This window comes from Methylobacterium sp. 77, assembly GCF_000372825.1.
Taxonomy (GTDB): Bacteria; Pseudomonadota; Alphaproteobacteria; order Rhizobiales; family Beijerinckiaceae; genus Methylobacterium.
This window is the reverse complement of record NZ_KB910516.1, coordinates 3,572,496-3,596,790: the sequence shown is the minus strand read 5'-3', so window position 1 is coordinate 3,596,790 and position 24,295 is coordinate 3,572,496. Positions and strand designations below refer to the sequence as shown.

Here is a 24,295-nt window from a genome sequence, read left to right as displayed (position 1 = left end):
TCCGTGTTCGGAGGCGCCCTGACGTAGGGGCAAGTTTCCGGAATGGAGGCCATCCTCGACGCCTGTCCGCCCGACCTCGGTAGCGACGCGCTGGCCTACTGTCTGGCGACCGTGCTGCATGAGACCGCGAGGACCATGCTCCCGATCAAGGAGTACGGCGGCACGGCATACTTCACGAAGTTGTACGCCCCGCAGGGGAACCGGCCGGCGGTCGCGAAGTCGCTGGGCAACACCGTGCCGGGCGACGGCGCCAAGTTCGCGGGTCGCGGCTATGTCCAGCTCACGGGCCGTTCGAACTATCGCCGCGCAACCGGAGAGCTTCAGAACCGAGGCTCACCTCACCCGCGACCAAGACCTCACTCAGACGCCCGACAGCGCCATGGTGCCGGACATTGCCGCGGCGATCATGTTCATCGGTATGCAGGAAGGCTGGTTCACCGGCTGCAAGCTGTCCGACCATTTCGGCCCGACGAAGAGCGTCCCGGTCGCGGCCCGCGCCATTATCAACGGCATGGACAAAGCGTCGACCATCGCCGGCTACTTCCGCGACTTCCAGGCGGCGCTGCGGGCTACGGGCCATGTGCCTGGCGGCATCGCACCATTCATCCCCACGCCACCCATCACCACCGCGCCCGTGCCGCCTATCACAAACGACAATCCGCCCGCGACCGATCTCACCAAACCGGTGGTTCGTGACAATCCGCTGCCGGAGCCGACTGTCGTGGCGAGGCCGTCATGGGGTTCTCGTGGCTAGTGTCGCGGCTCTCCCGCCCATGGTTCGGTTGAACGAGGATCGCCGGTGCTCAGAGCCTCCAAGATCAATTCGCACTCATTCTTGGTCTGCTCAAGATCGAACGTACTCAAACCGACTTCAACCGGCTCGGCCGATCCGATCTTTGTGATTGTATATCCGTGACCAAAATTACCGACGGAATAAACTCTCGCCTTAAAGACAGCATTCCCGTCAAGGCTGGCAATGCTCAATATTGCAGCATCATGCCCTCTACTGAACCACGATAAGGCCATTGCAGGCTCCCGCGTCATAGTTCGAAGCATAGACTATAACCGTCCCGGTCGGTCGCCGCGCAACTCCTCCATAATGAGTATTGACATGACCCGCATCATTCTCGCGGCGCTGGCGCTCGCCTGTGCTGTCTCTGCCGTCCATGCTCCCGAAGTCGTCACGACCGTGCCGGCTGCAGCCGTCATTCTTCCGTATGGCGATTGGCTTATCGCCGCCGCCAACCTCTTCACCGCCGTCATCGTGCCGGTCCTCGGCGGCTTCCTCATCCAGGCAGTGACGAAAATTTATCCCTGGGCCGCGCTGTTCCTCACGCAGAAGCGCATGGAGCCGATGGCCAAAGCCGTCACCGAGTACGCGGTGAGCGCCGCCCCTGGCGCGGTGAAGGAAGGCAAGCTGTCGATCCCGGTGGGCTCGGCCGTCATCGCCAAGGCGATCCAGTACGCGGTGGATGCGGCTACGAAGAAAGCGCTCGCGGCGGCCGGCGGACCCGCAGGCCTCGCCAAGTTCATCGTCCGCACGCCCAACCTCGTTGACGAGGCGAACGTGCTCGCGCCGGCCATTGCGGCTCTGCCGAAGAAGTAGACGGCAGCGCTCCCCGTCGGTCTCCGGCAGCAGTGAGATGCAATGGCTTCCGAAGAAAGACGGTTCACGGCTGCCGAGTGGGCGGCAGCGCAATTCCAATATCGCGAGCAGCCAAAACGGGGCGTCCGGGCGATGTACCCGGACCCTGAAGCGGAGTGTGAGCTGGGGCCGCTCGTGCCGGCGGGCGGGTACCGGACGCCGCGCACGGCCGATCCCGTGACCTTCAAGCCGCATCCTCACCTCGAGGTCTGGTTCGCCTCGCTCGGCAAGGAGGACGTGACGCGACCCGAAACGCTGTTTGCCCTCCGGGCCTGAGACGGTTGCCTGGGTCTCGGGCAAGAGCCCAAGGAGCTCGCCAGTATGGACGGCGTCGTCGAGTTCGTCTCGTCGTCACGGACCGCGGCGAAGGTGCTGATGTGGGTCTGCGGAACGACGGCCGCTTTTGTCGGCGGCGTGATCGCACTGACGAAGGGTGGGTTCGATCTCTTCAAAACGATGAGGGGTGGCTGATGGGCCTGCGCATCTTCGGCTACGCCTGGCTGGGGGGCATCTGCCTCGCCATCATCATCCCGGCAGCCTTCCTTTGCTGCCGGCTTGCCGACCGGCATATCTCCGTCGATGTGACCAGCACGGAGGTGCTGACACCTGTCGTGAAGCCCGGCGGCAAGCTCATTATCCGGCAGACGATCCGGTACACGCGGGATTGTCGAGGTCACGTCGACCGCGTCCTGTACGACGCGCACACCCACCGAAAATGGCTGGCCGATGTCGACTATGAGCGCCCACCGCGCGGCTTGGGCGAGCACGTGGTCACCTTCGTCGAGGACGTGCCGGAGACGGTCAGCAAGGCGAGCGCTGCGAGCAACCAGGGCAAGTCGTTCAGCAGAGCGAATAATAGCAAGCCGGTGTAAGCGCCCGCCTTAGAGGTCATGATCGCTGCGACGTAGGGGGTCACCGAAAAACACTCATCGTCGCTCATTTCAAGTACCGAGTATTTCAGACAATAACTGCGGTATGTACAAAAACGTACGCTTCACCCTAAAGCGCGGGATTGCACCATGCGGAATATTGCAATCAGAAATTAATGACCCTAGAATTCAAAAAATAATCATATCTTGGGAGGTGGTATTGTCTTCCGTAACAAATCTTATAGATCTATTACTTAATAAAGCTATCGATCTTATGGATTCTTATAGACCAAACAATAAATTTCGAAAGTTGGAAATCGAGATAGCATCACTGGAGCGACGCATCGAGAAAGAAATGATGCTTAGTTCTCCGAAAGAAGATTATATCAAAAGCCTTGAAGATGAACTAAAGAATAAAATTGCCGAGCGATCTATTATGTGAAGCATTATTCTTGTGTCTGATTTTCGTCTTCGCGATCTTAATCTAAAGAGATGAGCCCTACCGCCGTCAAGGCGGGACATCATCCCAGCGCCTCGTCCATCGCCCGGTTTATGGCGTAGGATGGCGCGTGGCCAGCCAGCATGTTGCCGGTCGGGCTTGGCGACCGCATGAGGCTGTCGCGCTGCTGGCCGACGATGCCGCCTTCTCGGTCTTATCCAGCAACGTCATCCAGAAGCGTTGCCGATGATATTCTTTGCTCACCACGGAAATCTGTAGGTTGGCTACGCTGGAAAACATGCGATTATGAATTCGTGGCAGAAGTGATCAATCGTTCTCGCCAACGAAGTCATGGAGTACGTCGTGAAGGCAGCAATCCTGATTTGCGCTTGGGCTTTGAGTGCCACGACAGCGCAGGCTTTGGAAGCGAATGAAGTCGTTGGCACATGGCGGCTCGTAACAGCAACACGCAAGATTGTTGACACTGGAGAGACCGTGGATGCTTACGGCGGTCCGAAGCCAAATGGCTGGCTTAACTATGATAAAGACGGTAGAATGATGGTTATCTGCGCTTATGAAGGGCGCGATAGGCCAGTCGCCAATGATAAAATGACAGATGAAGACCGGGTAAAGCTTCATAAATCATTCTTTGCTTACGCCGGCACGTACAAAATTGAAGGCAACAAAATTACTCATAACATCGATACGTCGTGGAATGAGGCTTGGACGGGAACCGCACAAGTTCGCGACGTTGCATATCAGAATAATATTGTTACACTCACGACGGTACCATTCAAGTTCAATCTTGATGGAAAGATGAGCGTCATTACTCTTATTTGGGAAAAATATTCTCGACCTTAGTTTTTACGTATATCGAGGGCTTGCTCAGCGATTGAGCCCTCGCCCTGCTTGAGCTTATGCCGAGAGATTGCCCGCACGGCCACTTCAAGCGGTGCCTCTGTTTATTCATCGCACCCAGCCTCGCGGGCCAGTTCCACGAAGCGGCGCTTCTGTACCCCTGGCGTCAGCTTCTGGGCGCCGAGATTGTCCCATTCGTCCAGTCTCGTTCTGCTCACGCCCGGCCGCCGTCAGGGCCTGTCTGGCTCACGCCGTGGCAGGTTTTCACCGTACGACCGGGCCAAAATGATCCTCTGGCCATCTGTCGCGTTCTATTAGCTGGATGCTTACGGCAGAGGAACGGATTGATGAGCGACAGCGCCACTGCAAGCGACAGCCCCTTCATCAAAGGGCGAAATGCCCGCCTTTACGGCAAATCTCGCGATGCATGCCCGTATTCGGAGGGAACCTCGGACTACGACGCGTGGATGCAGGCGTTCGACGAAGCCGCTGTCGATGACACGGCTGCCGATGGTGGAACGGTCGACCCGCAGAAGGAAATTTGAAAGCTGAGAGGAACGCTACCGTTTCCCCGCCCAGCAACAGCTGGAGCGGGGTTTTCTTGTTCATCTGACTGGAATGCCCCCCTTCGTCCTGCTCGTCGTCGGCAGTTAAAAGGTTCATTTCATACTGCGGGCTCGCCCGGCTTACGCTTCAGCGGATTTTTCGCTTGGGTTGCCCTATATCGGCATTTCCATGAACGGAGGAAACCTCTTGCTGAATCGTATCGGCCGCCTGACCCCCCTCATCGCAGGCCTTTCCCTGTGTATTCCCCTTGCATCAGAAGCGCTTGCCCAAGCCGCAGCGCCAGCAGCCAAGCCTGCTACAACGGCGGTACAAGATCCGGCGACGCTGAAGGTGGCGCGTGAGGTCGTGGCGCAGATGCAGGGGGATCGCGCGACGACGCTATCCTCAATGGCCGCTCCCATGGCTGGCATGATGCAGCAGATGGGAATCAAGGAGGCTGACCAGGCGCAGGTCATCGTTCAAGAGGCTGTGCTTCCATTGTTGACGGCCCATTACGACGAGCTCCTCGATATCCAGGCACGCAGCTTCGCAGCCGTCCTGAGCAAAGAGGATCTGCAGGCGGTGGGAACGTTCTATGCCTCTCCGGCTGGTCGCCGCCTTGCCGCGGCACAACCTCAGCTCGTACAGGCTCAGATGGCCGGCACGACGCAGTGGATGCAGGGCCTGATGCCCGAGATGCAGACAAAGATCGTGCAGATCATCAAAGCGAAGGGATGGGGGCCTGGCGCCAAGCCCAAATAATGACTTTCGTTTGGGCGATAGCGGCCTGAAGACGTGGTCATACCCGCCCGGCTTAGACCGGGCGGGGAGGGGCGCTTTCAATTAAACCAGCACCGTGGGGCAGATCCATAGACGGCGAGCCTGGGTCCGCCTTGGCAGGTCACCAAACCTTCGGCCGCGTCACCATCGTATCGACCCTTTTCCGCGGGCCGTCTTTCCGCTCGACCCAGACCTCAGCGCAGCACAGGGCGAGGTCCGGCCCCCAATAGTAGTCGCCCTTCCAGTTGGGGTCGCGGCTCGGTCCGCGCCGAAAATCCACTTCTTCCCGCAGGACCAAGCGCAGCTTGAACTCGCCATTGTGCTGGCGCTGAAGCAAAGCGCGCAGGCACTCCGACGAGGAGAGCCAAGCCGATCCTCCGATGTCGTCGGGGAAGACCTTCGGGCCGTACTCCGAGGTTAGGAGATCGCGCCAGGCCGGCTCTTCGTCGGCGTCAGAAGCTGCCACTCAACGGCACCGGCGCTGATCTATCGGCGTCCTGCGCCGGCCGCCCAGAGTTCAGCATGTCGTCCAGCATCGATAGCAGGCCCAGCAGTTCCAGCTTGCCGTCGTTCGACACGTCCGCCTCATTCACCCGGCGCTGGATCGTGTTTCTGACGTTCGACAGGGCCTCATGGTAGCCATCGGCGCGATCTGTGCTCATGCTCGTTCCTAGCGGTGACCGCGAGGACATAGGGCCGGCTCCAGGATCGGCTACCGCCTCACCGACCAGATCGGCACGGCTCCTTTCGGCTTATCGCGTTGGGCTCAGAGATGCTGATCGGCTGTCATCCGTGATCCGGCTAGGGTGACGCCGCTTCGCGAACCGCGATGTACGTTGCCATAGGCGCCCTCCCGGTACCCTTGACGCGACTGCCGATGGATCGCCTCCCCGAGATCGCCAGCAACCTGCTGTAGGGTTGTCCGATCGCAGGTAGCCGCGACGCGTGTCCCAAGCTCTCGGGTATGGGTCCGCGCGTAGAGGAAGGTGGCCAATCGGGCCCTGGTACGTTCAGGAATGCCGGTCAACAGAGAAGGAAGAGTGCCTACGTTGGCCCGATAGATCCTGCCGAGTTGATCTTCCGAGACCGGGCATCCGTGGTCGAAATCCTCGATGCCAATCGAGCGAGCCTGAAACACACTGGTACCTGCGGGTTGAGCCGACTGCATCAGTGGGAGACTGTGGTTAATGATCGGTTCACGTCCCGGCCGGTTGGCAACGGTGTGTTAAGATTACGCCACTCCCCACTGCTCCCGTGTAGGCGAAGAGGGAATCGACCAACCATCCGAGCTTCGCTTGCATCACTTAGCGTTGTGATCCTGCCTGTCGGGATGCACGGTCGGTTCACTGGCCGCACCCATTGGCGCTCTGTGTTGGCGCACCATTTCAAGATACTCGGCTCTGCGGAGGGCTATATCCGCTTCCCTTTTCTCGGCGCTGGCTATGGTCTGATCGAGCCAAGTTTCAATTCCGGCCGAGATCGCTTTGAGCACGTTCACAGTGAGTCCTTTTAAGCGAGAGCTTGAGCGGCATTATGCGGAGCGTCAAAAAGCGCACGTATCGGAGCGGCGGTCGATCAGATGAAGAGGCAACGCCGATACAGCTCGGCGATAGTCTCAACGATGGCCGTTGCCGGCGGTGCTGACAAGCGTGCGGATCATGGCCCAAAGCGCTTGGTGTTCTGGCCCGCCACTGTCGAGGCTAAGAAAGATCGGGAGGGCCATGTCCACGATGTTGCCACCGGAGGCTTCATTGGCGTTATGCCGCACGAAGGTGTGCCCTGTACTCTCTTCGATGATGAGGTGCCATCGGTCCCCGTTGGAACTGGCGTACAGCTCACGCACGTGATCGTGCCCCCCAGTCAGCTTCGTTATGGCTCCAGCTTCTTGATTTTTGGACCATTTTTCGCGGATGAGCTGATGAGGTCTGGCGTCGCAACCGGCACGCTCTCCACCAGCGCTCTCACCATATCGGTGCGGCTATCGAGCATGATGGCCGGCGGTTCTCCGACAATGGCCTTCCAGCCCTTCACAAATTCCCCCTTTGATAGGTCATCGAGGGTATCCGGCTTCACGGATGCGGAATTGGTTCGAGAAGGGTCGGGCTTCGCCATGCCCCGCGTACGAAGCAGGCGGCCGTTAAGTTTCGCGAGTACGGCACTCGACGTCGTGGGCTAATCGGGACCACGGCTTAGCCTCTGAGTAAGTTGAGTTCGGATTGAGACGCTTCACTGCCCCGCCTTCTCCCGCCTCTCCGCCAGGGCTAGCAACCCCTCAGCGTAAAGCCCGACCTGATCCTGCGGGAAGTAGGCGCCCCTCTCGGTCATCGTTGCGAGGCGGACGGCTGTGGCGCGGAGATCGGTGGGGTCATGCGTCACTCTGCTCAACGAGATCAATACGCAGCTTCCGAGCTACATCGTTGGCTGCCACGCTCCCGGCTTTCATCGCGTCAGGGCGCTTTGCGAATTCCTGTCGAGAGCGGGCAATAAGAAAGTGGCCTGTTCCGCAATAAATGGCCCACGCTCATTCGTTGGGCTGTTCGCCAATCGCTTCAGCTTGGACTACCAGAGAGGTCGAACTATCGTGTAGCAGACCTCATCACGCCACGGTCGCCCAGGCGCCCCAAGGCGAGGTCAGCCTCGACATTTTACGACTTTAACGCACTTTTCGATCCTGGCATGCCCCAAGCGTCGTCGTGACGCTCCTAGTCGAAGGGCAATCCTCCCCATGCTGCGACGCACAGGCGTCGTAGCTACGGCTTGCGTTTAGCTCGCGGTGGGCTGAGTTGCAGGGTTTCTGTCGGGATAGCTGTCGGGGCAGCCATCAGAAACCTAGCTAAATGTTGGTCGGAGTGGCAGGATTTGAACCTGCGACCCCCACGTCCCGAACGTGGTGCGCTACCAGACTGCGCTACACTCCGACGGCCGGCGTTTCCACCGGCGAGCGGACGTATAGCGACGCCGGCGCGGAGCCGCAAGCACCATCGTGACCCTCATTTCGATCCCGCGGGCCAGTCGGGCGGGAGAACATGCCGGACGAAGCCGGCATTGGCCGCCGCGACGGCGATTGCGGCGGCATAGCCCGGCACGGTCGGGACGGCATGCAGGCTCCAGTCCGTCGTTCCGCCCGGCATCGCGAGTAGCGCTGCCTTTGCCGGCGAGACGGAGACGGCGAAGCTGTCGAGGCGCAGCGACAGGCCCTGTCCGGTCGCCTTCGCCACGGCCTCCTTGCGTGTCCAGCAGGCGAAGAACGCGTCCCTCCTGTCGCTGGGGCCGAGAGCTTCGAGCGCGGCGATCTCGGTGGCGGCGAAATGGGCGCGGGCGATGCGAAGCAGATCGGGCATCGAACGCATCTCCTCGACGTCGACGCCGATGTCCGTCGATGGGGAAAGTCCGATCAGGGCACGGGTGCCCGAATGGGACAGGCTGAAGCGGCACGAGCCTGCCACGGCGCCCGCGAGATACGGCTTGCCGGAGGCTTCGGTGGCGAAGGTGAGTTCTCGCGGGTCGGCACCGATGTAACGCCCGAGAACGATGCGCAGGGAGGCATGGCTCGCCGCGTAGCGAAGACGATCCTCGTCGCGGACGAAGCGGGCGGTGCGCGCGATTTCGTCATCGGAGAGGAGGGCGAGGCAGTCGGTACGGTGAGCGACGGCGGGCGTGAGATCGATGTCCCACACCGTCACCGGTTCAGCGGAGACGGGTAGGGTCGCACTCATCTCATATCCCGCCCCAGTCCCTGAGATGTCGGGATGCCCGTTCGCTTCCGGGGACGGCATGCATCCGAGGAGTCGGTTCAGCGGCGGTAGCAGTCTGCCGACCACGGGACGATGCTTCCACCACCAGGTGGCGCATCATCCTTCTCGAAAACCGGGCCCCACTTTTCGGGATGACGCCGTATCCCGCCCGTGGGAGATCACGAGACCGAGATAGGCGAACTGGCAGAGGGCGAGCGCACCGTAGAACGTGCCGAGGCCCGTCAACAGCGAGAAGCGATATTTGATGGCGGCGCCGATGACGGTCGCGGTGCTGATGCCAAAGAGCATAGCGAGCGACATCAAGGGTCTTTGCGTGGCAAGCCTCATCCGCTGAGCCTGCCACACATGACATTACCGGAACAATACTACCCCTCCATTCCGTTGCCGGAATAGAGAAATCCTACAACTTGCGGCCGCGTCCGACGTGCTGCCGACCCGCATCAGACGTAAACGTTGCCCGCACTCTGTGGAAAACGCTCCGCCAACGCACGCCGTAGCTTCTCCAGCGCACGGTTCTCGATCTGGCGGACCCGTTCCTTCGAGATGCCGAGCCGTCGACCAAGGGCCTCGAGGGTAGCTTGATCTTCCGTCAGCCGGCGCTCACGCAGGATGCGCAGTTCGCGCTCGGAAAGCACCGTCAACGCCTCATTGAGCCAGGTGAGCCTGCGCTCGCCATCCACCGATGCGGAGACCGTCTCGTCGGGAAGCTCAGACCCGTCGACGAGGAAATCCATCCGTTCGGACGACGCCTCGCTTTCCTCGCCCACGGGGGCGTTGAGGGACATGTCGGGGCCAGACAGCCTCGCATCCATCAGGGCCACGTCTTCGCGAGAGACACCGATGGCGGTGGCGATGCGGCGATGGATTTCGTCGCCGACATGTTCTTCCGTCGATTGCATGAGCCGGGCGCGCAGGCGGCGCAGGTTAAAGAACAGCGCCTTCTGGGCGGAACTCGTACCGCCGCGGACGATCGACCAGTTGCGCAGGATGTAATCCTGGATCGAAGCCCTGATCCACCACGTGGCATAAGTGGAAAACCGAACCTCCCGCTCGGGCTCGAACCGGGCCGCCGCTTCCATCAGGCCGACATGGCCTTCCTGAACGAGATCGGCCATGGGCAGGCCGTAATGGCGGAAGCGTCCACCGATGGCGATGACGAGACGCATATGCGCGGAGATGAGGCGGTGAAGGGCACGCTCGTCGCGCTCATCCTTCCAGCGGACCGCAAGACCACGTTCCTCGTCTCGCGCCAGGAAAGGCGCCTCCATGGCCGTACGAATGAACTGTCGCCGTATCCCCGCGATGTCCGCCATTCCCGCCTCCGCCTTCTTCCGTTGCATGCGCGCGCCGCAAGGAAGCCGTCGGGTCTAGATGACCCGATTGGTCCAGAAAGCGAGGGCATAGGCCCAGGGGCATGGCCCAGGCATCGGACAACGGAGCCGTTGCACCGATAGTTCCGCGAGCGGGACGCGACAGGGGATGTGACGTTGCGCCACTTCCGGACCATTCGGAGACTGCGCGCCGGATGAGCCGGAAAAGCAGAAGGCCCGGCGCTGGTGCACCGGGCCTTCTGCTGTGTCGCCGAACGTCGTCCTTGGACGAGGGATCGATCAGGCCGCTTCTTCCTGAATGTCGTCGCTCTCTGCATCCGCCTCGCCTTCGGCCTCACCCTTGGCGCGGCGCGGCGACTTGGCGAGGCTCTGCTCGATCAGCTTCAGCGCTTCCGTCTCGGTGATGCGGTTCACCGAAGAGATCTCGCGCAGGACGCGGTCGAGGGCGGCCTCGTAGAGCTGACGCTCGCTGTAGGATTGCTCGGGCTGGGCCTCCGAACGATACAGGTCGCGCACCACTTCCGTCACCGAGAGCAGGTCGCCGGAATTGATCTTGGCCTCGTATTCCTGGGCGCGGCGCGACCACATGGTGCGCTTGATCCGGGCGCGGCCGGTCAGGACTTCGAGGGCCTTCTTGACGAGTTCCGGCTCGGCGAGTTTACGCATGCCGACGCTGTTGGCCTTGGCGGTGGGAACGCGCAGGACCATCTTGTCCTTCTCGAACGAGACGACGAACAGTTCGAGCTTATAGCCGGCGATCTCCTGCTCCTCGATCGCGGTGATGCGTCCGACGCCATGGGCTGGGTACACGACCGCTTCGCCGGTCTTGAAGCCTTGGCGGCCAACCGTCGTCTTCTTAGCTGTGGTCATGCGAGAAGCGCCTCCAGAACATCGCGCGCGTATCGAACCGCGCCGAACCTACAATTCCGGGGTGGGTGACCCGGCTCAAGCCTCTTGTCCGCCGGCCATCGATGCATCTCGCAACGGCCAAGCAGGTCCCAGGCTAGCCGATCATTCACACCATGCGATCAGGGCCGCGGAAGCCGCACGGGCCTCCAGCGAACGATCGCATGCCGCCTCGTCTCGGCGAGGAAGCCTCCCGGAGATGGGAGACAGATCCTGTCGAAAAGTTTGGAAACCACCGCTGGGGTAGCCAAAGGCAGCACGTCAGGCACAAACGACGGCAGGCGGTCTGCATACCACAAACCGGGCCTCGAATCAAAGGATTGCCGACGTAAGGCAAGGGCGTGCGATCGGCGGAGCCGATGTTTTGCACGATTACCGTCCTACCCGGGACGAAGGGCTCCGGGGGCTTGTCCGGAGGGCCATGCCTTCGGGAAGCAGCCCGCCTGCGGCTTCATGCAGCACAGGCGAGCGCGAGGTTTTATCGCGAACGATCACCGCAAAGCGGAGACTGCAAGACGCGGCCCCGATGCGACCGGGGCCGGCGTGTGGCTCAGTCGCCCGTGCCGGGGGCGGTCGAGAAATGCGCTTCGAACTTGCCGCTGACGCCGTCCCATTCCTTGGCGTCGCCCGGTGCGTCCTTCTTCTGCGTGATGTTGGGCCAGCTTCTGGCGTAGTCGGCATTCAGCTTCAGCCAGCTTTCGAGGCTCGGCTCGGTATCGGGCTTGATCGCCTCGGCGGGGCATTCCGGCTCGCAGACGCCGCAATCGATGCATTCGTCGGGGTGGATGACGAGCATGTTCTCGCCCTCGTAGAAACAATCCACGGGGCAGACTTCCACGCAGTCCATGTATTTGCACTTGATGCAATTGTCGGTGACGACGTAGGTCATTTGCCCTTCAGCCTTATCCGTGTCCGGACGGGTTCGCGACCCGAGCCCGTTCCGACCGGGATTCTGGACCCGGCCCCTGCACGGCTCCGTTAACGCGCCCGTGGGTGACGTGCCGCCTGATTATTTCCGCACGGCTCTAGACCCTGCCACGGGGACTGACAAGCAGCGGAGGCATCACGACAACGAAGGCGGTGCAGCGGGGACACACCCCGCGACCCGAGCCGTTGGTCAGCCCGCGTCGCCCGGCTCTTCGTTCCCGCCCGCCGAGAGGTCGAGATAGAGGCGCCGGGCCTCCGGTGCGGGGCCGCGCCGATCGCCGAGATCGACCACCCGCACCGCCGCCGTCACATGTGCGGCGGCCACGGTGATCACGTCCCCGACGCCGATCCCTTTGGCGGGATTGTCGGTGCGTGTTCCGTTCACCCGTACGAAGCCGTCCTCCACCAGTGCGGCGGCAAGGGAGCGGCTCCGCGCGAAACGGGTGAACCAGAGCCATTTATCGAGACGCTGACGTCCCGGCTTCATTCGGCCTCGGCTTTTCCCAAATCAGCGTTTGCCGCCATCGCCGGCTTCGAGCTGCGCCTTGAGAGCCGCGAGTTTGGCGAAGGGCGAATCCGGGTCCGGAGCCCGCTCGCGGCGCGGCGGACGCTGTTCCTGCGGTGCCGCCGAACGCCCCTCGTCGCGGCGCTCGGGACGAACCCGGCCGGGCTCGAACCGATCCCGGCGGGGCGGACGCCCGCCTTCCGGCCGGCCACCGTCACCACGTCCGCCTTCGCGGCGTCCACCGTCCGGCCTGTCGCCCTGTCCGCTGCGCTCACCCTGGCCGCTGCGGGTATTGCGCTGAGCGCCGTCCGGACTACCGGCATGGGCGGGGCGACGGTCCTGGCGGCCTTCGCCGGGAGCGCGGTTCCCCGCCGGCGCACCGTCGCGACCACCGCGCGGGCGGTTCTGGCGCGGGGCGGAGCTGCGCTGATGCCGCTGCAGGCGCCACACCTCGACCACCACCGGTTCCGCAGCAGCCGCTTCGCCCACCGCCTCGGCGGTTTCGGTCGACGTTGCTTCGTCCGGTGCAGGCGCTTCCGCTGCCGTCTCGTCGGTCGCTGTCTCTTCCGGAGCGGTCTCCTGCGCCGAAATCTCGGTCGGCTGCTCGGTCGAATCGGCGCCTGTCGCGTGCTCCGGCTCCGGCTCGACCTGTTCGGAGGGGGGCGCCTCGGCCGGCTCCGCATGACTCTCGGTCACCTCGGCCTCGGCGGGTGCGGCCTCGGCTGGGATCTGCGAATCTTCGGTGGCATCCGGGGCCGCATCGACCTCGCTGGGCGAAGTCTCCTCCGGCGCGTCCTCGAAGGGCGCGTCGTCCTCGGCTTTCGTCGCGGTCTCACCCGACGACGCGGCGACCGGTGCGATGGGCTGGGTCGACGCGGCGGGGAGCAGCGGCACGGTGATCGCCGGACCCGGACGGGTCTCGGGAGCGTAACCAAGGGATTTCAGGATCGAGCCGAAATCCTCGCCCGAGCAGCCCACGAGCGAGGTCATCCCGACGGTAGCGACGAAGGCATCGCCGTCGGCGGTGCCGGCGGGCGCCTCGCCCGGCGTGGTCCCGGGGCGATAGGTGACGGCGGGACGGATCAGGTCGGCGAGGCGCTCCAGGATGTCGACGCGCACGGCGCGTTCGCCGCAGACGCGGAAGCCCGCCGCGCGATAGAGGCCCTTGGCGATCTCGGGATCGACCTTGATCGAGGTCCGGCCCGAGCCGGCCAGATGCGCGATCTCGTCGAGGCCGCGCTGGTCGAGGCCGCCGTTCTTGAGGGCCCAAAGCTGAGCCGCCAGCGTGCGCGGCGCCGGCTTCAGCAGGGCCGGCAGGAAGATGTGATAGGCGCCGAAGCGAACGCCGTGACGGCGCAGGGCGCCGCGGCCCTCCTGATCGAGGGTGCGCATCTCGTGCATCACCTTCGCGCGCTCCAGCACGCCCAGCGATTCAACCACCTGATAGCCGATGCCCTTCGAGAGGCCGACGAGGTCGGCCGCCGTCTCGATCTCGATCAGCGGACCGAGGAGCCGCACCACATAGGCCTTGAGCCAGGCGACCAGCCGGGTCTCGACCTTGTCGCGGGCGGGTCCGGTCAGCTGCTCGTCGGCGAGCAGCCGCACATGCGGCTCGAACAGCTTGTCGCCGGGCGTCAGCTTGGCGACCGGGTCTCCGGTCCAGCGGATGATGCCGTCATGGGACAGAACCAGGGACGAATCCGCCGCGGCCGAGAAGCGCTCGGCGCGCGCCTCGATCTCGCCGCCCAACGCCTTTTCGGCGGCGCTGCGCAGGGTCTTGGCCTCGTGGCCTTCAGCGCCCGGGTCGGCGACGAACTGAAACCCGTGCAGATGGCCGACATGCTGGCCCTCGACGGTGACGTCCCCGCCGGCGGTGATCTCAGCTTCCAACATCGTATTCTCTCTCAGGCGCCGCATCAGGACGCTGGTACGCCGATCGACGAAACGGCTCGCAAGGCGCTCGTGCAGGGCGTCAGACAGCCTGTCCTCTACCCGACGCGTCTCGCCCTGCCAATGCACGGGATCAATGAGCCAGTCGGGACGGTTCGCAACGAAGGTCCAGGTTCGCCCCTGCGCGATGCGCTGGGACAGGGCATCGATGTCGCCGTCGGTGCGGTCGATCATGGCCACGTGCTTGGCGAACCAGTCGTTCGGGATGCGTCCGGCCATCCCCCGCATGAGGAAACGGAACAATTGTGCCACCAGATCCGCATGGGTCTGGGGATGGACCTTGCGATAATCGGGCACGCCGCAGGTCTCCCACAGCCGCTTCACCGTGGTCGGAGTGGACGCCATGTCGCGGATGTCGTCCTCGCGCATCAGGATCTCGAGGGCCGACTGGTCCTCGCCCATGGGCGCACGGGTGAGGCCCTTCTCGCTCGGATGCTCGTCGAGACTCTCCTGCAGGGCCTTCAGCGAGGAAAAATCGAGGTCGGGATTGCGCCATTGCAGCACCCGCACCGGATCGAAATCGTGATTCTCCAGCGCCTCGATCATCTCGGGCTCGAACGGGGCGCAGCGTCCCGTCGAGCCGAAGGTGCCATCCGAGAGGTGGCGCCCGGCACGTCCGGCGATCTGGCCCATCTCGGGCGGCGTCAGCTTGCGGAAGCGCGTGCCGTCGTATTTCGAGTTCGCGGCGAAGGCGACGTGGTCGACATCGAGGTTGAGGCCCATCCCCACCGCGTCGGTGGCGATGAGGTAATCGACCTCGCCCGATTGGTAGAGCTCCACCTGCGCGTTCCGGGTGCGCGGCGAGAGCGCGCCGAGCACCACGGCGGCCCCGCCGCGCTGGCGCCGGATCAGCTCCGCGATGGCGTAGACCTCCTCGGCCGAGAAGGCGACGATGGCGGTCCGTCGGGGCAGGCGCCCGAGCTTCTTCTCGCCGGCATAGGTGAGCTTCGAGAGCCGGGGGCGGGTGGTGGTGTGCACGCCGGGAATCAGCGACTGCACCAGGGGCAGCATGGTGGAGGAGCCGATCAGCAGCGTCTCCTCGCGCCCGCGCTGGTGCAGCAGGCGGTCGGTGAAGACGTAGCCGCGGTCCATGTCGGCGGCGAGCTGGATCTCGTCGATGGCGACGAAGGCGACGTCGAGATCGCGCGGCATCGCCTCGATGGTGGAGATCCAGTAGCGCGGACGGTCCGGCTTGATCTTTTCCTCGCCGGTGACGAGGGCGACGTGGTCGACCCCCACCCGCGCGACCACGCGCAGGTAGACCTCCCGCGCCAGCAGGCGCAGGGGCAGCCCGATCATCCCCGTCGGATGCGCGAGCATTCGTTCGATGGCGAGATGGGTCTTGCCGGTATTGGTCGGCCCGAGCACCGCCGTGACGCCGCGCGAGCGGGCCTGCGGGGGGAGGGAACGGCGCGTCATGTGTGAGGAGCGGGTCCCTTCGGCGAAAGAGGCCGGCGACAGGTTCTTGGGACGGCCCGTTGAGAAGGCCGCCTCGGGTCAGTCGCCGCCGCGCAGGGGCCGTCCGGGCGGCCGGGTCCCACGCTGCGTCTCCCCGCCATATGGGGCGCCCCCGCTCCGATAGCCACCGCCCCGGTGGCCATAAGGGTCGACGTAGATGTCCACCGGAACCGACGGCTGCTGCGGCGCGAGATCGGCGCAGAGCGTGTCGGGCATGGCGATGAGGGGGCCACGCTGCGGTGGACGGCCCTCGACAACCTGTGCGGAGGAATAGGCGTCGCCGCCGCAGGGCGAGGTGTCGGTGCTCAGTTCGCCGGCCTGGCCGGGTCCGACGACCAGCAGGCTGCCGCAGGTGAGCAATCTGCCGAGCATGACGAGGCAGCGGTGCATCAGAGGCTCCCGAGGCCGGAACGATCGCGCCGCTCGCTCGCCGCGGGACGAGGGTATCCGTGCGCGGACGCTGGTAGCCGCGAGGACGATGAGGAACGGCCTTGCCGAGCCGGGACGCGAGACGGGAATGTCGATCTGCACGTCCATGGTTCGGACGATCCCCGCCCGATCTTTCGTCACTGATCGACCAGGGTCGCCTGAACCACTGGAACCGATCCCGGGCCTTCTGGTGCCCGCGCGGTGCCGGTCTGGCCTCCGCCGCGGTTCCACCGGGTCGCCTCGATGATGTTGGTGCCCATCGTCGTGCGCACGGCGATCCGCACCGGCAGCAGCACGCGTGTGCCCTCCACCGGCGCCAGCCACACCGACATGTCGCGGTTGTCCTCCATGAACTTCACGCCCGGCCGGTCAGGACGGTGCCCCGCGATGGCCTGATAGCGGGCGTTGCAGACGAGGACGGGGCCGGCATAGCCCGGCTTCTCGATGCTGCGCGTCTCGCCGTAGCTGAGCACCACGTTGAAGCGCGTCGCGCCATCGAAGACCGGGATGGTGCGGTTGCAATTGGCCTGATCGGTGAGATCGCCCCGACTGACCGCCGGCATCATCAGGGCGCTCGCCGGATCGACGATGCCGCGCTTGTTGGCCGGGGTCACCGGGACACGGTCGCCCATGTCGATGAGGGGCGGCGTCACCTCGGAGAGCGTGACGTTGCCGCGCGCCAGGGCCATTCGCACGGCGATGCCGGAATTCGAGGTCTTGGTGGAGATGGCGAAGGCGCTCGGCTGCGGGCCCTCGGCGATGAGGCCGCTGGCACGGGCCGAGCCCATGCCGCCGGTCACCGCGCCGACGAGGCCGGTGAGACGGGCCGAGACGTCCATGCGATAGCGCGCGCTCTCGAACTGGCCGGAGACCTGCGCGGTGCCGATGGGAATGCCGGCAAGAGCGATGCCGTAATCGACCGTGACCGTCGCCGGCGCGCCAGGCTTCACGGCGGCGGATCTGGAGCGCGCGAATCCCTCGGATGCGGGAATCACGCTCAAGCTGGCGAGAAGACTGGCGCGGAGGAGGCTGGCTCGGAAGTGGCGCATGGCGCACATGGCGTGAGGCTCTGGGGTTCCAAGGCTTGAGGCTGCCCGGCGCGAGACACCGGACGGCATTGTCTCGCCATCGTCCCCGCTCGTGGTTAACACATCGTTTGGCCGCACCGCCGCCGGGGCGGATCGGGGCAGTCGCGATGCGCAAAACTCCGCCCCGCCCTTGACGGATACCCCGGCCGTCACCTATAGGCTCGCGCCTTCAATGAGACGCCGCTCGACCGGAGTTTGGCGTGCGTGAGGCCCGTGGCGCGTTGCGACCGGTCTTCCGCCATCGCCCGGTCAGACGCGGAACGAGACGGGATTTAGAACAATGTCGCGCCGTTGCGAACTCACGGGCAAAGCCGTGCAGACCGGCCACCTCGTGAGCCACTCGAACCGTAAGACCAAGTGCCGGTTCCTGCCGAACCTGTGCCAGGTCACGCTGCAGTCGGACGCCCTGAAGCGTCGGGTCCGCCTGCGCGTCACGGCTCACGCCCTGCGCTCGGTCGAGCACCGCGGTGGCCTCGATGCCTTCCTCATCAAGGCCCGCGAGATCGAGCTGTCGCAGACGGCGCGCCTGATCAAGCGTGAGCTTCACAAGAAGCTTGCCGAAGTCGAGACCCCGGCCGCCGCGGCCTGAGGGTCGCGCCGATCGGAGCATCCGGGCGACAAACCCGCTTCGATCACGCTGATATCCGATTCCTAGCGAATGGCCGCTGCATGCATCTTGCGTGCGGCGGCCATTCGTTTTGCGTCCGGCTCCTCGTCTCACATCGGTCTGGCCTGGAGGGTGGAATCCACTTTTCGGGCTGACGCCTCAGGGTCTCCGGCTCCCCTCGATGACCGTGCTGTCGCTCATCGCCCCGATCTTCGGGCTCATCCTGATCGGCTGGATCGCGGCGCTGGCCGGGTTCCTGTCGGACAAGGTCAGCGACGGCCTGTCCGAATACGTCTTCTCCATCGCCGTTCCCGCGCTGATCATCGCGACGCTGACCCGGCCGGGCCTCTCCGGCGAGATCACCTGGTCGTACTGGTTCAGCTATTTCGGTGGGGCCGGCCTGTCCTGGCTCGTCGGGTCACTGATCGGCCTGCGTCGCGAGGGCGTCGGGCGGACGGGGGCGATCCTGCACGGCTTCGCCGCGAGCCAGTCGAACACGATCTTCATCGGCGTGCCGATGATCCTCCAGGCCTATGGCGATGCGGGCGCCTTTCCGCTCTTCATGCTGCTCGCGGTCCACCTGCCGCTGATGATGGGCTGCGCCACCTTCCTCATCGAATCGGATGGGCAGCAATCGATCCTCCAGCGCGTGAAGGGGCTCGGCCTCGTCCTGTTCCGCAACCCGATCTTCCTGTCGTTGATGATCGGCCTGTGCCTGAAAGGGTTCGGCCTGGCGCCTGTCGGGATGGTGAAGTCGCTGGTCGACGCTCTCGCGGGCACCGCTTCGACCTGCGCGCTGATCGCCCTCGGTGCCGGCCTGGTGCGCTACCGCGTGCTCCACGATCTGCCCGGCGCCATGGTGGTGACCACCCTGAAGCTCGTGCTGCATCCCCTTGCGGTCTGGGTGCTCGCCTTCCACGTCTTCACCATGCCCCCGGCCTATGCCGGCGTCGCGACCCTGTTCGCGGCGATGCCGGTGGGCATCAACTCCTACCTCCTCGCGGCTCGTTACAAGACCGAGACCGGGCTGATCGCCGCCGCCGTCATGCTCTCGACCCTGCTCGCCGCCGCGACCACCATCGCCTGGCTGGCGATCCTCGGCCATGCCTGACGCCCCTTCCACGAGGTCTTGACCCGAAGGCTCCATGTTTGTACCGATCGGTACAGATCATCACAGGAGCCCGAGCCCATGTCCGAATCCCGCCCGCCGCTACCCCCGTTCACCCGCGAGAGCGCGATCCAGAAAGTCCGCGCCGCCGAGAACGGCTGGAACGGCTGCAATCCGGAGAAGGTCTCCCTGGCCTATACCGCCGACAGCCGCTGGCGGAACCGCTCCGACATCTTCTCGGGCCGCCCCGCCATCGTCGATTTCCTCACGCGGAAATGGGCGAAGGAACACGAGTACCGGCTGATCAAGGAGATCTGGGCCTTCACCGAGAACCGCATCGCCGTGCGCTTCGCCTACGAGTTCCACGATGCGGCGGGCGACTGGTTCCGCGCCTACGGCAACGAGAACTGGGAGTTCGACGCCAACGGGCTGATGTGCGTCCGGCATGCCAGCATCAACGACCTCGCGATCTCCGAATCGGAGCGCAAGTTCCACTGGGACCGCAGCGCGCCGCGCCCCGAGGATCATCCCGGCCTCACCGATCTCGGGCTCTGACCGGGGCATGGCGAAGAAGCCGGGAGCGCGGGAGGATGCGATCCCCGCGATCGCCGAGGTGTTTCGTGAATACGGCTACGAGGGCGCGAGCCTCGCCCTCATCGGAGCCCGGACCGGGCTCGGCAAGGGCAGCCTCTACCACGCCTTTCCCGGCGGAAAGGTCGAGATGGCTGAGGCCGTCCTCGACGCCATCGGCGGCTGGTTCGAGGAGCGCATCTACGCCCCCCTGCGCGAAGGCACCGACCCGCAGGCGGCCATCCGACTGATGCTGTCGGAGACGGATTCGTATTTCCGCTCGGGCCGCCGGGTCTGCCTCGTCGGCGCCCTCGCCCTCACGGAGGGGCGCGACGGGTTCGCGGAGCGAATTGGCGGCTACTTCCTGGCGTGGCGTAGTGCCCTGGCGCAGGCGCTGGTCCGCGCCGGCCGGGAGCACGGCGAAGCGGAATGGCTCGCCGAAGATGCCGTCCTGGCGATCCAGGGCGGCCTCGTCCTCGCCCGCGCCCTCGACGATCCGGCGGTGTTCGGCCGGATGCTGGCGCGGTTGGAGAAGCGGCTCCTGGGAATGGATTAGCGCCGGCCGCCGCCGGCTCTCCGCGTCGGCATGGCGCCGCCCCCATCCTCCTCGAACAGCTCCGCCAGCTTTTCCGTCATCGCCCCGCCGAGTTCCTCGGCGTCGATGATGGTGACGGCGCGGCGGTAGTAGCGGGTCACGTCGTGGCCGATGCCGATGGCGAGGAGCTCCACCGGCGAGCGTGTCTCGATATCCTCGATCATCCAGCGCAGGTGGCGCTCGAGATAGTTGCCCGGATTGACCGAGAGGGTCGAATCGTCGACCGGCGCCCCGTCCGAGATCACCATCAGGATCTTGCGCTGTTCGGACCGGGCGAGCAGGCGCTTATGCGCCCAATCGAGGGCTTCGCCGTCGATATTCTCCTTGAGCAGCCCCTCGCGCATCATCAGCCCGAGGTTTTTTCGCGCACGGCGCCAGGGGGCGTCCGCCGATTTGTAGACGATGTGGCGCAGGTCGTTGAGGCGGCCCGGCGCGTTGGGCTTGCCCGCCGCCAGCCATGCCTCGCGCGATTGGCCGCCCTTCCAGGCGCGGGTGGTGAAGCCGAGGATCTCGACCTTGACGCCGCACCGTTCCAGGGTCCGCGCGAGAATATCGGCGCAGGTGGCCGCCACCGTGATCGGCCGCCCGCGCATGGAGCCGGAATTGTCCAGCAGCAGGGTCACGACCGTATCGCGGAAGTTCGTGTCCTTCTCCCGCTTGAACGAGAGCGGCTGGAACGGATCCGTCATCACGCGAACGAGGCGGGCGGGGTCGAGCTGGCCCTCTTCGAGGTCAAATTCCCAGGCCCGGTTCTGCTGCGCCAGGAGGCGGCGCTGCAGCCGGTTGGCGAGCCGGCCGACGACGCCCTGGAGATGGGCGAGCTGCTTGTCGAGATAGGTGCGCAAGCGCGCGAGCTCTTCGGCGTCGCAGAGATCCTCGGCGTCGATCATCTCGTCGAAGCGCGGGTTGAACACCTTGTATTCGGGCCCGCGCATCTCGTTCGGCCGGGTGTTGGGCGGCCGCTTGGCCTCGGACGCCTCTTCCGATTCCGCGTTCTCGGCCTCGTCCGGCAATTCGCCCGAAGGCGCATCGGCGGCCTCCGTCGCGCCGTCCTGCAACTCGTCGGAGGCCTCCTCAGAGGTCTCCATCTCGGAGCGGTCGCCCTGCGACTGTTCCTCGGCCTCGCCCTCGCTCGGGGTCTGCTCGTCGTCCTGCGCGTCGTTCTCGTCGTCGCTGTCGTCGTCCTCGGGGTCCAGCGGCGTCTCGTCCGCCATGTCGAGGGAGGACAGCAATTCGCGCACCGAGCGCGCGAAGGAGCGCTGGTTCTCGATATTGCCGATGAGCCCGTCGAGATTGGTGCCGGCCTTCTCCTCGATATGGGAGCGCCACAACTCGACGATCTTGCGGGCGGCCTTCGGCGGGGCTTCCCCGGTCAGGCGTTCGCGCACCATCAGGGCGACGGCATCCTCCATCGGGGCGTCGGCCCGGTCGGTGATGTCCTCGTATTTGCCGCCGCGATGGTAGCGGTCCTCCAGCATCGCCGAGAGGTTCGAGGCGACGCCGGACATGCGGCGAGACCCGATGGCCTCGACCCGTGCCTGCTCCACCGCGTCGAACACCGCGCGCGCGCCGGCATTCTCCGGCGCCAGGCGGCGGTGAACGGCGACGTCGTGGCAACCGAGGCGCAGCGCCATCGAATCGGCATTGCCGCGCAGGATGGCGACATCCTCCGGCGTCAGCTTGCGCGGCGGCTCGGGCAGGCGCGCCTTGTCGCCGGTGAGCGCCGGGCGGTCGCTGGCATAGACCACCTCGATCTCGGAGCGCTTGGCGATGGCGCGCAGGCACCCGGCGACCGAGCGCTTCAGCGGTTCGGCGATAGGCTCCCGGCGCTCGCCGGCTTTGCGGTTTGAAATGGCCACGATCGCTACTTCTTCACGGAATCGGAATCGAACGAAGAGAGCTCATCCTCATGCCGCACCGGTAGGCGCGACCTTCGGCGATCGCGTTCTCGTGCTTCAGGACCGGATGGGCCATCGCATCCTCCGAGGGATATCCCCTAGCTCAGCGCCACGTTCATCGCGCTCTCGGGCAATTCCTTGCCGAAGGCGCGCTGGTAGAATTCCGCCACCAGCGTACGCTCCAACTCGTCGCACTTGTTGAGGAAGGTCACCCGGAAGGCGAAGCCGATATCCTGGAAGATATCGGCGTTCTCGGCCCAGGTGATGACGGTACGCGGGCTCATGACGGTGGAGAGGTCGCCGTTCATGAAGGCGTTGCGGGTGAGGTCGGCCACGCGGACCATGCGGTTGACGATGTCGCGGCCGCCATCACGCTGGTAATGCGTCGCCTTCGACAGAACGATGTCCACCTCGCGGTCATGGGCGAGATAGTTGAGCGTGGTGACGATCGACCAGCGATCCATCTGGCCCTGGTTGATCTGCTGGGTGCCGTGGTAGAGGCCGGACGTGTCGCCGAGGCCCACCGTGTTGGCGGTGGCGAACAGGCGGAAGGCCGGGTGGGGGCGGATCACGCGCTTCTGGTCGAGGAGCGTGAGGCGCCCCGAGACTTCGAGCACGCGCTGGATCACGAACATTACGTCCGGGCGCCCCGCATCGTACTCGTCGAAGACGAGGGCGACGTTGTTCTGCAAGGCCCAGGGCAGGATACCGTCCTGGAAGGCGGTGATCTGCTTGCCGTCCTTCAGGACGATCGCGTCCTTGCCGACGAGGTCGATGCGCGAGACGTGGCTGTCGAGGTTGATGCGGATGCAGGGCCAGTTCAGGCGGGCGGCGACCTGCTCGATATGGGTCGACTTGCCGGTGCCGTGATAGCCGGTGACCATCACGCGGCGATTGCGCGCGAAGCCCGCCAGGATCGCCAGGGTGGTCTCGCGATCGAAGATATAATCCGGGTCGAGATCGGGAACGTGCTCCTCGCTCTGCGAGAAGGCCGGCACCTTGAGGTCGAGATCGATGCCGAAGGCCTCGCGGACGGAGACCATCCGGTCGGGCAGCGCGGCGGGGGTGTCGTCAGAGAGCATACGGGACCTCGTCGGGGCGGGCGTCGGCGCTGGCCGGGCTCGCGGATCTATCACGGTGGGCATGGCCGTTTCCTGCGACGGGCAGGACGTGGAATGCCACCTTTAAGGGGCTGCGTCGGCGGACGCCAAGGGGTGCAAGGCCTCGATATAGGGCTTCTCGCGCGGTTTGCCGCCTCCCGCCGCACGTCATTTGCAAAAACAGGTCGTTTGCGGAAACGCTGCATCGATCGTGCCGCGTGGGGAAATCCAGCTCAGCACAGGCCGGCGGCACGCAGGGTGTCGTGGGCGCGGATGATGTCGCGCAGGCGTTCCTCGAACGAGCGATCGCCGCCATTGGCGTCGGGATGGAATCGTTTCACCAGCACCTTGTACTGCGCCTTGATGGCGGCGGTGTCCGCGTTCTCGTCGAGGCCGAGCACGTCGAGAGCCTTGAGCGCCGCCACCGAGAGGCGCGGCCGGATCGGCTCCGGCTTTGCCCTGCGGGACGTCTCGCCGACCCCTTCGCTGCGCAGGATGTCGAGGGGATCGACATAGGCCCAGTCGCGCTTCGGCTCTCCGGGTTTCGCCGCATTCGTGCGCGTCGCCGGGTTGACGCCCATCGCCCAGGTCGGTCTGTGCCCGATCACGGCGTCCTTCTGGTAGGCCTGCACGGCGGCGTCGTTCATGCCGTCGAAGTAATTGTAGGTCGCGTTGTAGGCGCGCACGTGGTCGATGCAGAAGCGCCAGTACTGACCCTCCGCCTTGCGACCCTTGGGAGCCCGATAGAGACCGGCATTCGTGCAGCCGGGAGTCTCGCAGCCCTTCTGGGACGCAGCCTTGGGCTCGTCGCAGGTGGGCTTGATACGGATGCTGTCGAACAGGCGCGAGTTGAGATCCATGGTGGGGCGATTATGAGAGGGCGGGTCCGAGACACAAGGGCGGCGGGCCTGATGACGCATGCGGAGATCGG

The 24,295-nt window shown here is 64.8% G+C and carries 30 protein-coding genes and 1 tRNA gene; 13 read left to right on the top strand and 18 right to left on the bottom strand.

Going from position 1 to position 24,295, the window contains the following annotated elements; genetic code table 11:
* Positions 1 to 379: 379 nt before the first annotated feature.
* The 9 genes from A3OK_RS24390 to A3OK_RS0117075 all read left to right on the top strand — a co-directional run bounded on the left by A3OK_RS24390 (position 380) and on the right by A3OK_RS0117075 (position 5,119).
* Positions 380 to 754, top strand: a complete 375-nt coding sequence (locus A3OK_RS24390; protein ID WP_019906110.1) for a hypothetical protein — start codon at positions 380 to 382, stop codon at positions 752 to 754.
* A 357-nt stretch (positions 755 to 1,111) separates the two neighbouring features.
* A complete protein-coding gene (locus A3OK_RS23005; protein WP_019906109.1) occupies positions 1,112 to 1,606 on the top strand; it encodes a hypothetical protein in 495 nt (164 codons plus the stop codon).
* A gap of 42 nt (positions 1,607 to 1,648) precedes the next feature.
* Positions 1,649 to 1,921, top strand: a complete 273-nt coding sequence (locus tag A3OK_RS24140) for a hypothetical protein (RefSeq protein WP_155912064.1) — start codon at positions 1,649 to 1,651, stop codon at positions 1,919 to 1,921.
* Between the two features lie 45 nt (positions 1,922 to 1,966).
* Positions 1,967 to 2,116 (top strand): hypothetical protein, encoded by a 150-nt coding sequence (locus A3OK_RS24135; protein WP_019906107.1) that lies wholly within the window; start codon positions 1,967 to 1,969, stop codon positions 2,114 to 2,116.
* Positions 2,116 to 2,517 carry a hypothetical protein gene (locus A3OK_RS0117085; RefSeq protein ID WP_019906106.1) on the top strand — a complete coding sequence of 134 codons (402 nt, stop codon included), beginning with the start codon at positions 2,116 to 2,118 and terminating at the stop codon, positions 2,515 to 2,517. Before A3OK_RS24135 ends, A3OK_RS0117085 begins: the two co-directional genes overlap by 1 nt.
* Before the next feature lie 103 nt (positions 2,518 to 2,620).
* Entirely contained in the window at positions 2,621 to 2,956 is a 336-nt protein-coding gene (locus A3OK_RS24130; RefSeq protein ID WP_155912063.1) for a hypothetical protein, read from the top strand.
* A 360-nt stretch (positions 2,957 to 3,316) separates the two neighbouring features.
* Positions 3,317 to 3,814, top strand: a complete 498-nt coding sequence (locus A3OK_RS23720) for a lipocalin-like domain-containing protein (RefSeq protein WP_245259374.1) — start codon at positions 3,317 to 3,319, stop codon at positions 3,812 to 3,814.
* 344 nt (positions 3,815 to 4,158) lie between these two features.
* Complete coding sequence (locus A3OK_RS0117080) at positions 4,159 to 4,356, top strand: hypothetical protein (protein ID WP_019906105.1); 198 nt, start codon at positions 4,159 to 4,161, stop codon at positions 4,354 to 4,356.
* 169 nt (positions 4,357 to 4,525) lie between these two features.
* Positions 4,526 to 5,119 (top strand): DUF2059 domain-containing protein, encoded by a 594-nt coding sequence (locus A3OK_RS0117075; RefSeq protein WP_245259373.1) that lies wholly within the window; start codon positions 4,526 to 4,528, stop codon positions 5,117 to 5,119.
* 139 nt (positions 5,120 to 5,258) lie between these two features.
* On the opposite strand, the gene A3OK_RS0117070 is transcribed toward A3OK_RS0117075, so the two are convergent.
* From A3OK_RS0117070 to A3OK_RS0117000, 15 genes are all read right to left on the bottom strand, one after another.
* Positions 5,259 to 5,603, bottom strand: coding sequence for a hypothetical protein (locus A3OK_RS0117070; RefSeq protein WP_019906103.1), 345 nt, complete (start codon positions 5,601 to 5,603; stop codon positions 5,259 to 5,261).
* Positions 5,590 to 5,799 carry a hypothetical protein gene (locus A3OK_RS0117065; protein ID WP_019906102.1) on the bottom strand — a complete coding sequence of 70 codons (210 nt, stop codon included), beginning with the start codon at positions 5,797 to 5,799 and terminating at the stop codon, positions 5,590 to 5,592. The genes A3OK_RS0117070 and A3OK_RS0117065 overlap by 14 nt, the downstream gene beginning before the upstream one ends.
* A gap of 638 nt (positions 5,800 to 6,437) precedes the next feature.
* Positions 6,438 to 6,629, bottom strand: a complete 192-nt coding sequence (locus A3OK_RS24125; protein ID WP_155912062.1) for a hypothetical protein — start codon at positions 6,627 to 6,629, stop codon at positions 6,438 to 6,440.
* A gap of 123 nt (positions 6,630 to 6,752) precedes the next feature.
* A complete protein-coding gene (locus tag A3OK_RS23715; RefSeq protein WP_081631211.1) occupies positions 6,753 to 6,980 on the bottom strand; it encodes a hypothetical protein in 228 nt (75 codons plus the stop codon).
* Positions 6,981 to 7,006: 26 nt separating this feature from the next.
* On the bottom strand, positions 7,007 to 7,249 hold the full coding sequence (locus A3OK_RS23710; protein ID WP_155912061.1) for a hypothetical protein: 243 nt from the start codon (positions 7,247 to 7,249) through the stop codon (positions 7,007 to 7,009).
* A gap of 729 nt (positions 7,250 to 7,978) precedes the next feature.
* Positions 7,979 to 8,055: transfer RNA gene (locus tag A3OK_RS0117045), tRNA-Pro, on the bottom strand.
* A gap of 72 nt (positions 8,056 to 8,127) precedes the next feature.
* Positions 8,128 to 8,853: a 4'-phosphopantetheinyl transferase superfamily protein gene (locus A3OK_RS0117040; RefSeq protein ID WP_036302355.1), complete on the bottom strand. Its 726-nt coding sequence runs from the start codon at positions 8,851 to 8,853 to the stop codon at positions 8,128 to 8,130.
* 135 nt (positions 8,854 to 8,988) lie between these two features.
* Positions 8,989 to 9,219: a hypothetical protein gene (locus A3OK_RS0117035; protein WP_155912060.1), complete on the bottom strand. Its 231-nt coding sequence runs from the start codon at positions 9,217 to 9,219 to the stop codon at positions 8,989 to 8,991.
* 113 nt (positions 9,220 to 9,332) lie between these two features.
* Positions 9,333 to 10,205, bottom strand: a complete 873-nt coding sequence (locus A3OK_RS0117030) for an RNA polymerase factor sigma-32 (RefSeq protein WP_026597358.1) — start codon at positions 10,203 to 10,205, stop codon at positions 9,333 to 9,335.
* A 297-nt stretch (positions 10,206 to 10,502) separates the two neighbouring features.
* Positions 10,503 to 11,093, bottom strand: a complete 591-nt coding sequence (locus A3OK_RS0117025; protein ID WP_019906096.1) for a CarD family transcriptional regulator — start codon at positions 11,091 to 11,093, stop codon at positions 10,503 to 10,505.
* A 586-nt stretch (positions 11,094 to 11,679) separates the two neighbouring features.
* Entirely contained in the window at positions 11,680 to 12,018 is a 339-nt protein-coding gene (gene fdxA / locus A3OK_RS0117020) for a ferredoxin FdxA (RefSeq protein WP_019906095.1), read from the bottom strand.
* A gap of 228 nt (positions 12,019 to 12,246) precedes the next feature.
* Positions 12,247 to 12,543, bottom strand: coding sequence for a S4 domain-containing protein (locus A3OK_RS0117015; protein ID WP_019906094.1), 297 nt, complete (start codon positions 12,541 to 12,543; stop codon positions 12,247 to 12,249).
* 21 nt (positions 12,544 to 12,564) lie between these two features.
* Entirely contained in the window at positions 12,565 to 15,930 is a 3,366-nt protein-coding gene (locus A3OK_RS0117010) for a helicase-related protein (protein WP_019906093.1), read from the bottom strand.
* 78 nt (positions 15,931 to 16,008) lie between these two features.
* Entirely contained in the window at positions 16,009 to 16,341 is a 333-nt protein-coding gene (locus A3OK_RS22995) for a hypothetical protein (protein ID WP_245259444.1), read from the bottom strand.
* Between the two features lie 194 nt (positions 16,342 to 16,535).
* Complete coding sequence (locus tag A3OK_RS0117000) at positions 16,536 to 17,447, bottom strand: DUF3108 domain-containing protein (protein WP_036303075.1); 912 nt, start codon at positions 17,445 to 17,447, stop codon at positions 16,536 to 16,538.
* A 319-nt stretch (positions 17,448 to 17,766) separates the two neighbouring features.
* Between A3OK_RS0117000 and rpmB the strand changes: the two genes are divergently transcribed.
* From rpmB to A3OK_RS0116980, 4 genes are all read left to right on the top strand, one after another.
* On the top strand, positions 17,767 to 18,075 hold the full coding sequence (gene rpmB, locus A3OK_RS0116995; protein ID WP_019906090.1) for a 50S ribosomal protein L28: 309 nt from the start codon (positions 17,767 to 17,769) through the stop codon (positions 18,073 to 18,075).
* Positions 18,076 to 18,274: 199 nt separating this feature from the next.
* A complete protein-coding gene (locus A3OK_RS0116990) occupies positions 18,275 to 19,204 on the top strand; it encodes an AEC family transporter (protein ID WP_019906089.1) in 930 nt (309 codons plus the stop codon).
* Positions 19,205 to 19,282: 78 nt separating this feature from the next.
* Entirely contained in the window at positions 19,283 to 19,756 is a 474-nt protein-coding gene (locus tag A3OK_RS0116985) for a nuclear transport factor 2 family protein (RefSeq protein WP_019906088.1), read from the top strand.
* 7 nt (positions 19,757 to 19,763) lie between these two features.
* Entirely contained in the window at positions 19,764 to 20,327 is a 564-nt protein-coding gene (locus tag A3OK_RS0116980) for a TetR/AcrR family transcriptional regulator (protein WP_019906087.1), read from the top strand.
* Here the strand turns inward: A3OK_RS0116980 and cobT are convergent.
* The 3 genes from cobT to A3OK_RS0116960 all read right to left on the bottom strand — a co-directional run bounded on the left by cobT (position 20,324) and on the right by A3OK_RS0116960 (position 24,224).
* Complete coding sequence (cobT, locus tag A3OK_RS0116975) at positions 20,324 to 22,225, bottom strand: cobaltochelatase subunit CobT (RefSeq protein ID WP_019906086.1); 1,902 nt, start codon at positions 22,223 to 22,225, stop codon at positions 20,324 to 20,326. The two genes, A3OK_RS0116980 and cobT, sit on opposite strands and share 4 nt — an antisense overlap.
* A gap of 137 nt (positions 22,226 to 22,362) precedes the next feature.
* Positions 22,363 to 23,346, bottom strand: a complete 984-nt coding sequence (gene cobS, locus A3OK_RS0116965; RefSeq protein ID WP_026597357.1) for a cobaltochelatase subunit CobS — start codon at positions 23,344 to 23,346, stop codon at positions 22,363 to 22,365.
* Positions 23,347 to 23,597: 251 nt separating this feature from the next.
* Positions 23,598 to 24,224, bottom strand: coding sequence for a DnaJ domain-containing protein (locus A3OK_RS0116960; RefSeq protein ID WP_019906082.1), 627 nt, complete (start codon positions 24,222 to 24,224; stop codon positions 23,598 to 23,600).
* Positions 24,225 to 24,295: the final 71 nt, after the last annotated feature.

Coding starts and splice junctions, on each gene's coding strand:
- A3OK_RS24390 (WP_019906110.1), top strand. CDS start 380: ATGGTGCCGGACATTGCCGCGGCGATCATGTTCATCGGTATGCAGGAA.
- A3OK_RS23005 (WP_019906109.1), top strand. CDS start 1,112: ATGACCCGCATCATTCTCGCGGCGCTGGCGCTCGCCTGTGCTGTCTCT.
- A3OK_RS24140 (WP_155912064.1), top strand. CDS start 1,649: ATGGCTTCCGAAGAAAGACGGTTCACGGCTGCCGAGTGGGCGGCAGCG.
- A3OK_RS24135 (WP_019906107.1), top strand. CDS start 1,967: ATGGACGGCGTCGTCGAGTTCGTCTCGTCGTCACGGACCGCGGCGAAG.
- A3OK_RS0117085 (WP_019906106.1), top strand. CDS start 2,116: ATGGGCCTGCGCATCTTCGGCTACGCCTGGCTGGGGGGCATCTGCCTC.
- A3OK_RS24130 (WP_155912063.1), top strand. CDS start 2,621: ATGTACAAAAACGTACGCTTCACCCTAAAGCGCGGGATTGCACCATGC.
- A3OK_RS0117080 (WP_019906105.1), top strand. CDS start 4,159: ATGAGCGACAGCGCCACTGCAAGCGACAGCCCCTTCATCAAAGGGCGA.
- A3OK_RS0117065 (WP_019906102.1), bottom strand. CDS start 5,799: ATGAGCACAGATCGCGCCGATGGCTACCATGAGGCCCTGTCGAACGTC.
- A3OK_RS23710 (WP_155912061.1), bottom strand. CDS start 7,249: ATGGCGAAGCCCGACCCTTCTCGAACCAATTCCGCATCCGTGAAGCCG.
- A3OK_RS0117040 (WP_036302355.1), bottom strand. CDS start 8,853: ATGAGTGCGACCCTACCCGTCTCCGCTGAACCGGTGACGGTGTGGGAC.
- A3OK_RS0117035 (WP_155912060.1), bottom strand. CDS start 9,219: ATGAGGCTTGCCACGCAAAGACCCTTGATGTCGCTCGCTATGCTCTTT.
- A3OK_RS0117030 (WP_026597358.1), bottom strand. CDS start 10,205: ATGGCGGACATCGCGGGGATACGGCGACAGTTCATTCGTACGGCCATG.
- A3OK_RS0117025 (WP_019906096.1), bottom strand. CDS start 11,093: ATGACCACAGCTAAGAAGACGACGGTTGGCCGCCAAGGCTTCAAGACC.
- fdxA (WP_019906095.1), bottom strand. CDS start 12,018: ATGACCTACGTCGTCACCGACAATTGCATCAAGTGCAAATACATGGAC.
- A3OK_RS0117015 (WP_019906094.1), bottom strand. CDS start 12,543: ATGAAGCCGGGACGTCAGCGTCTCGATAAATGGCTCTGGTTCACCCGT.
- A3OK_RS0117010 (WP_019906093.1), bottom strand. CDS start 15,930: ATGACGCGCCGTTCCCTCCCCCCGCAGGCCCGCTCGCGCGGCGTCACG.
- A3OK_RS22995 (WP_245259444.1), bottom strand. CDS start 16,341: ATGCTCGGCAGATTGCTCACCTGCGGCAGCCTGCTGGTCGTCGGACCC.
- A3OK_RS0117000 (WP_036303075.1), bottom strand. CDS start 17,447: ATGCGCCACTTCCGAGCCAGCCTCCTCCGCGCCAGTCTTCTCGCCAGC.
- rpmB (WP_019906090.1), top strand. CDS start 17,767: ATGTCGCGCCGTTGCGAACTCACGGGCAAAGCCGTGCAGACCGGCCAC.
- A3OK_RS0116990 (WP_019906089.1), top strand. CDS start 18,275: ATGACCGTGCTGTCGCTCATCGCCCCGATCTTCGGGCTCATCCTGATC.
- A3OK_RS0116985 (WP_019906088.1), top strand. CDS start 19,283: ATGTCCGAATCCCGCCCGCCGCTACCCCCGTTCACCCGCGAGAGCGCG.
- A3OK_RS0116980 (WP_019906087.1), top strand. CDS start 19,764: ATGGCGAAGAAGCCGGGAGCGCGGGAGGATGCGATCCCCGCGATCGCC.
- cobS (WP_026597357.1), bottom strand. CDS start 23,346: ATGCTCTCTGACGACACCCCCGCCGCGCTGCCCGACCGGATGGTCTCC.
- A3OK_RS0116960 (WP_019906082.1), bottom strand. CDS start 24,224: ATGGATCTCAACTCGCGCCTGTTCGACAGCATCCGTATCAAGCCCACC.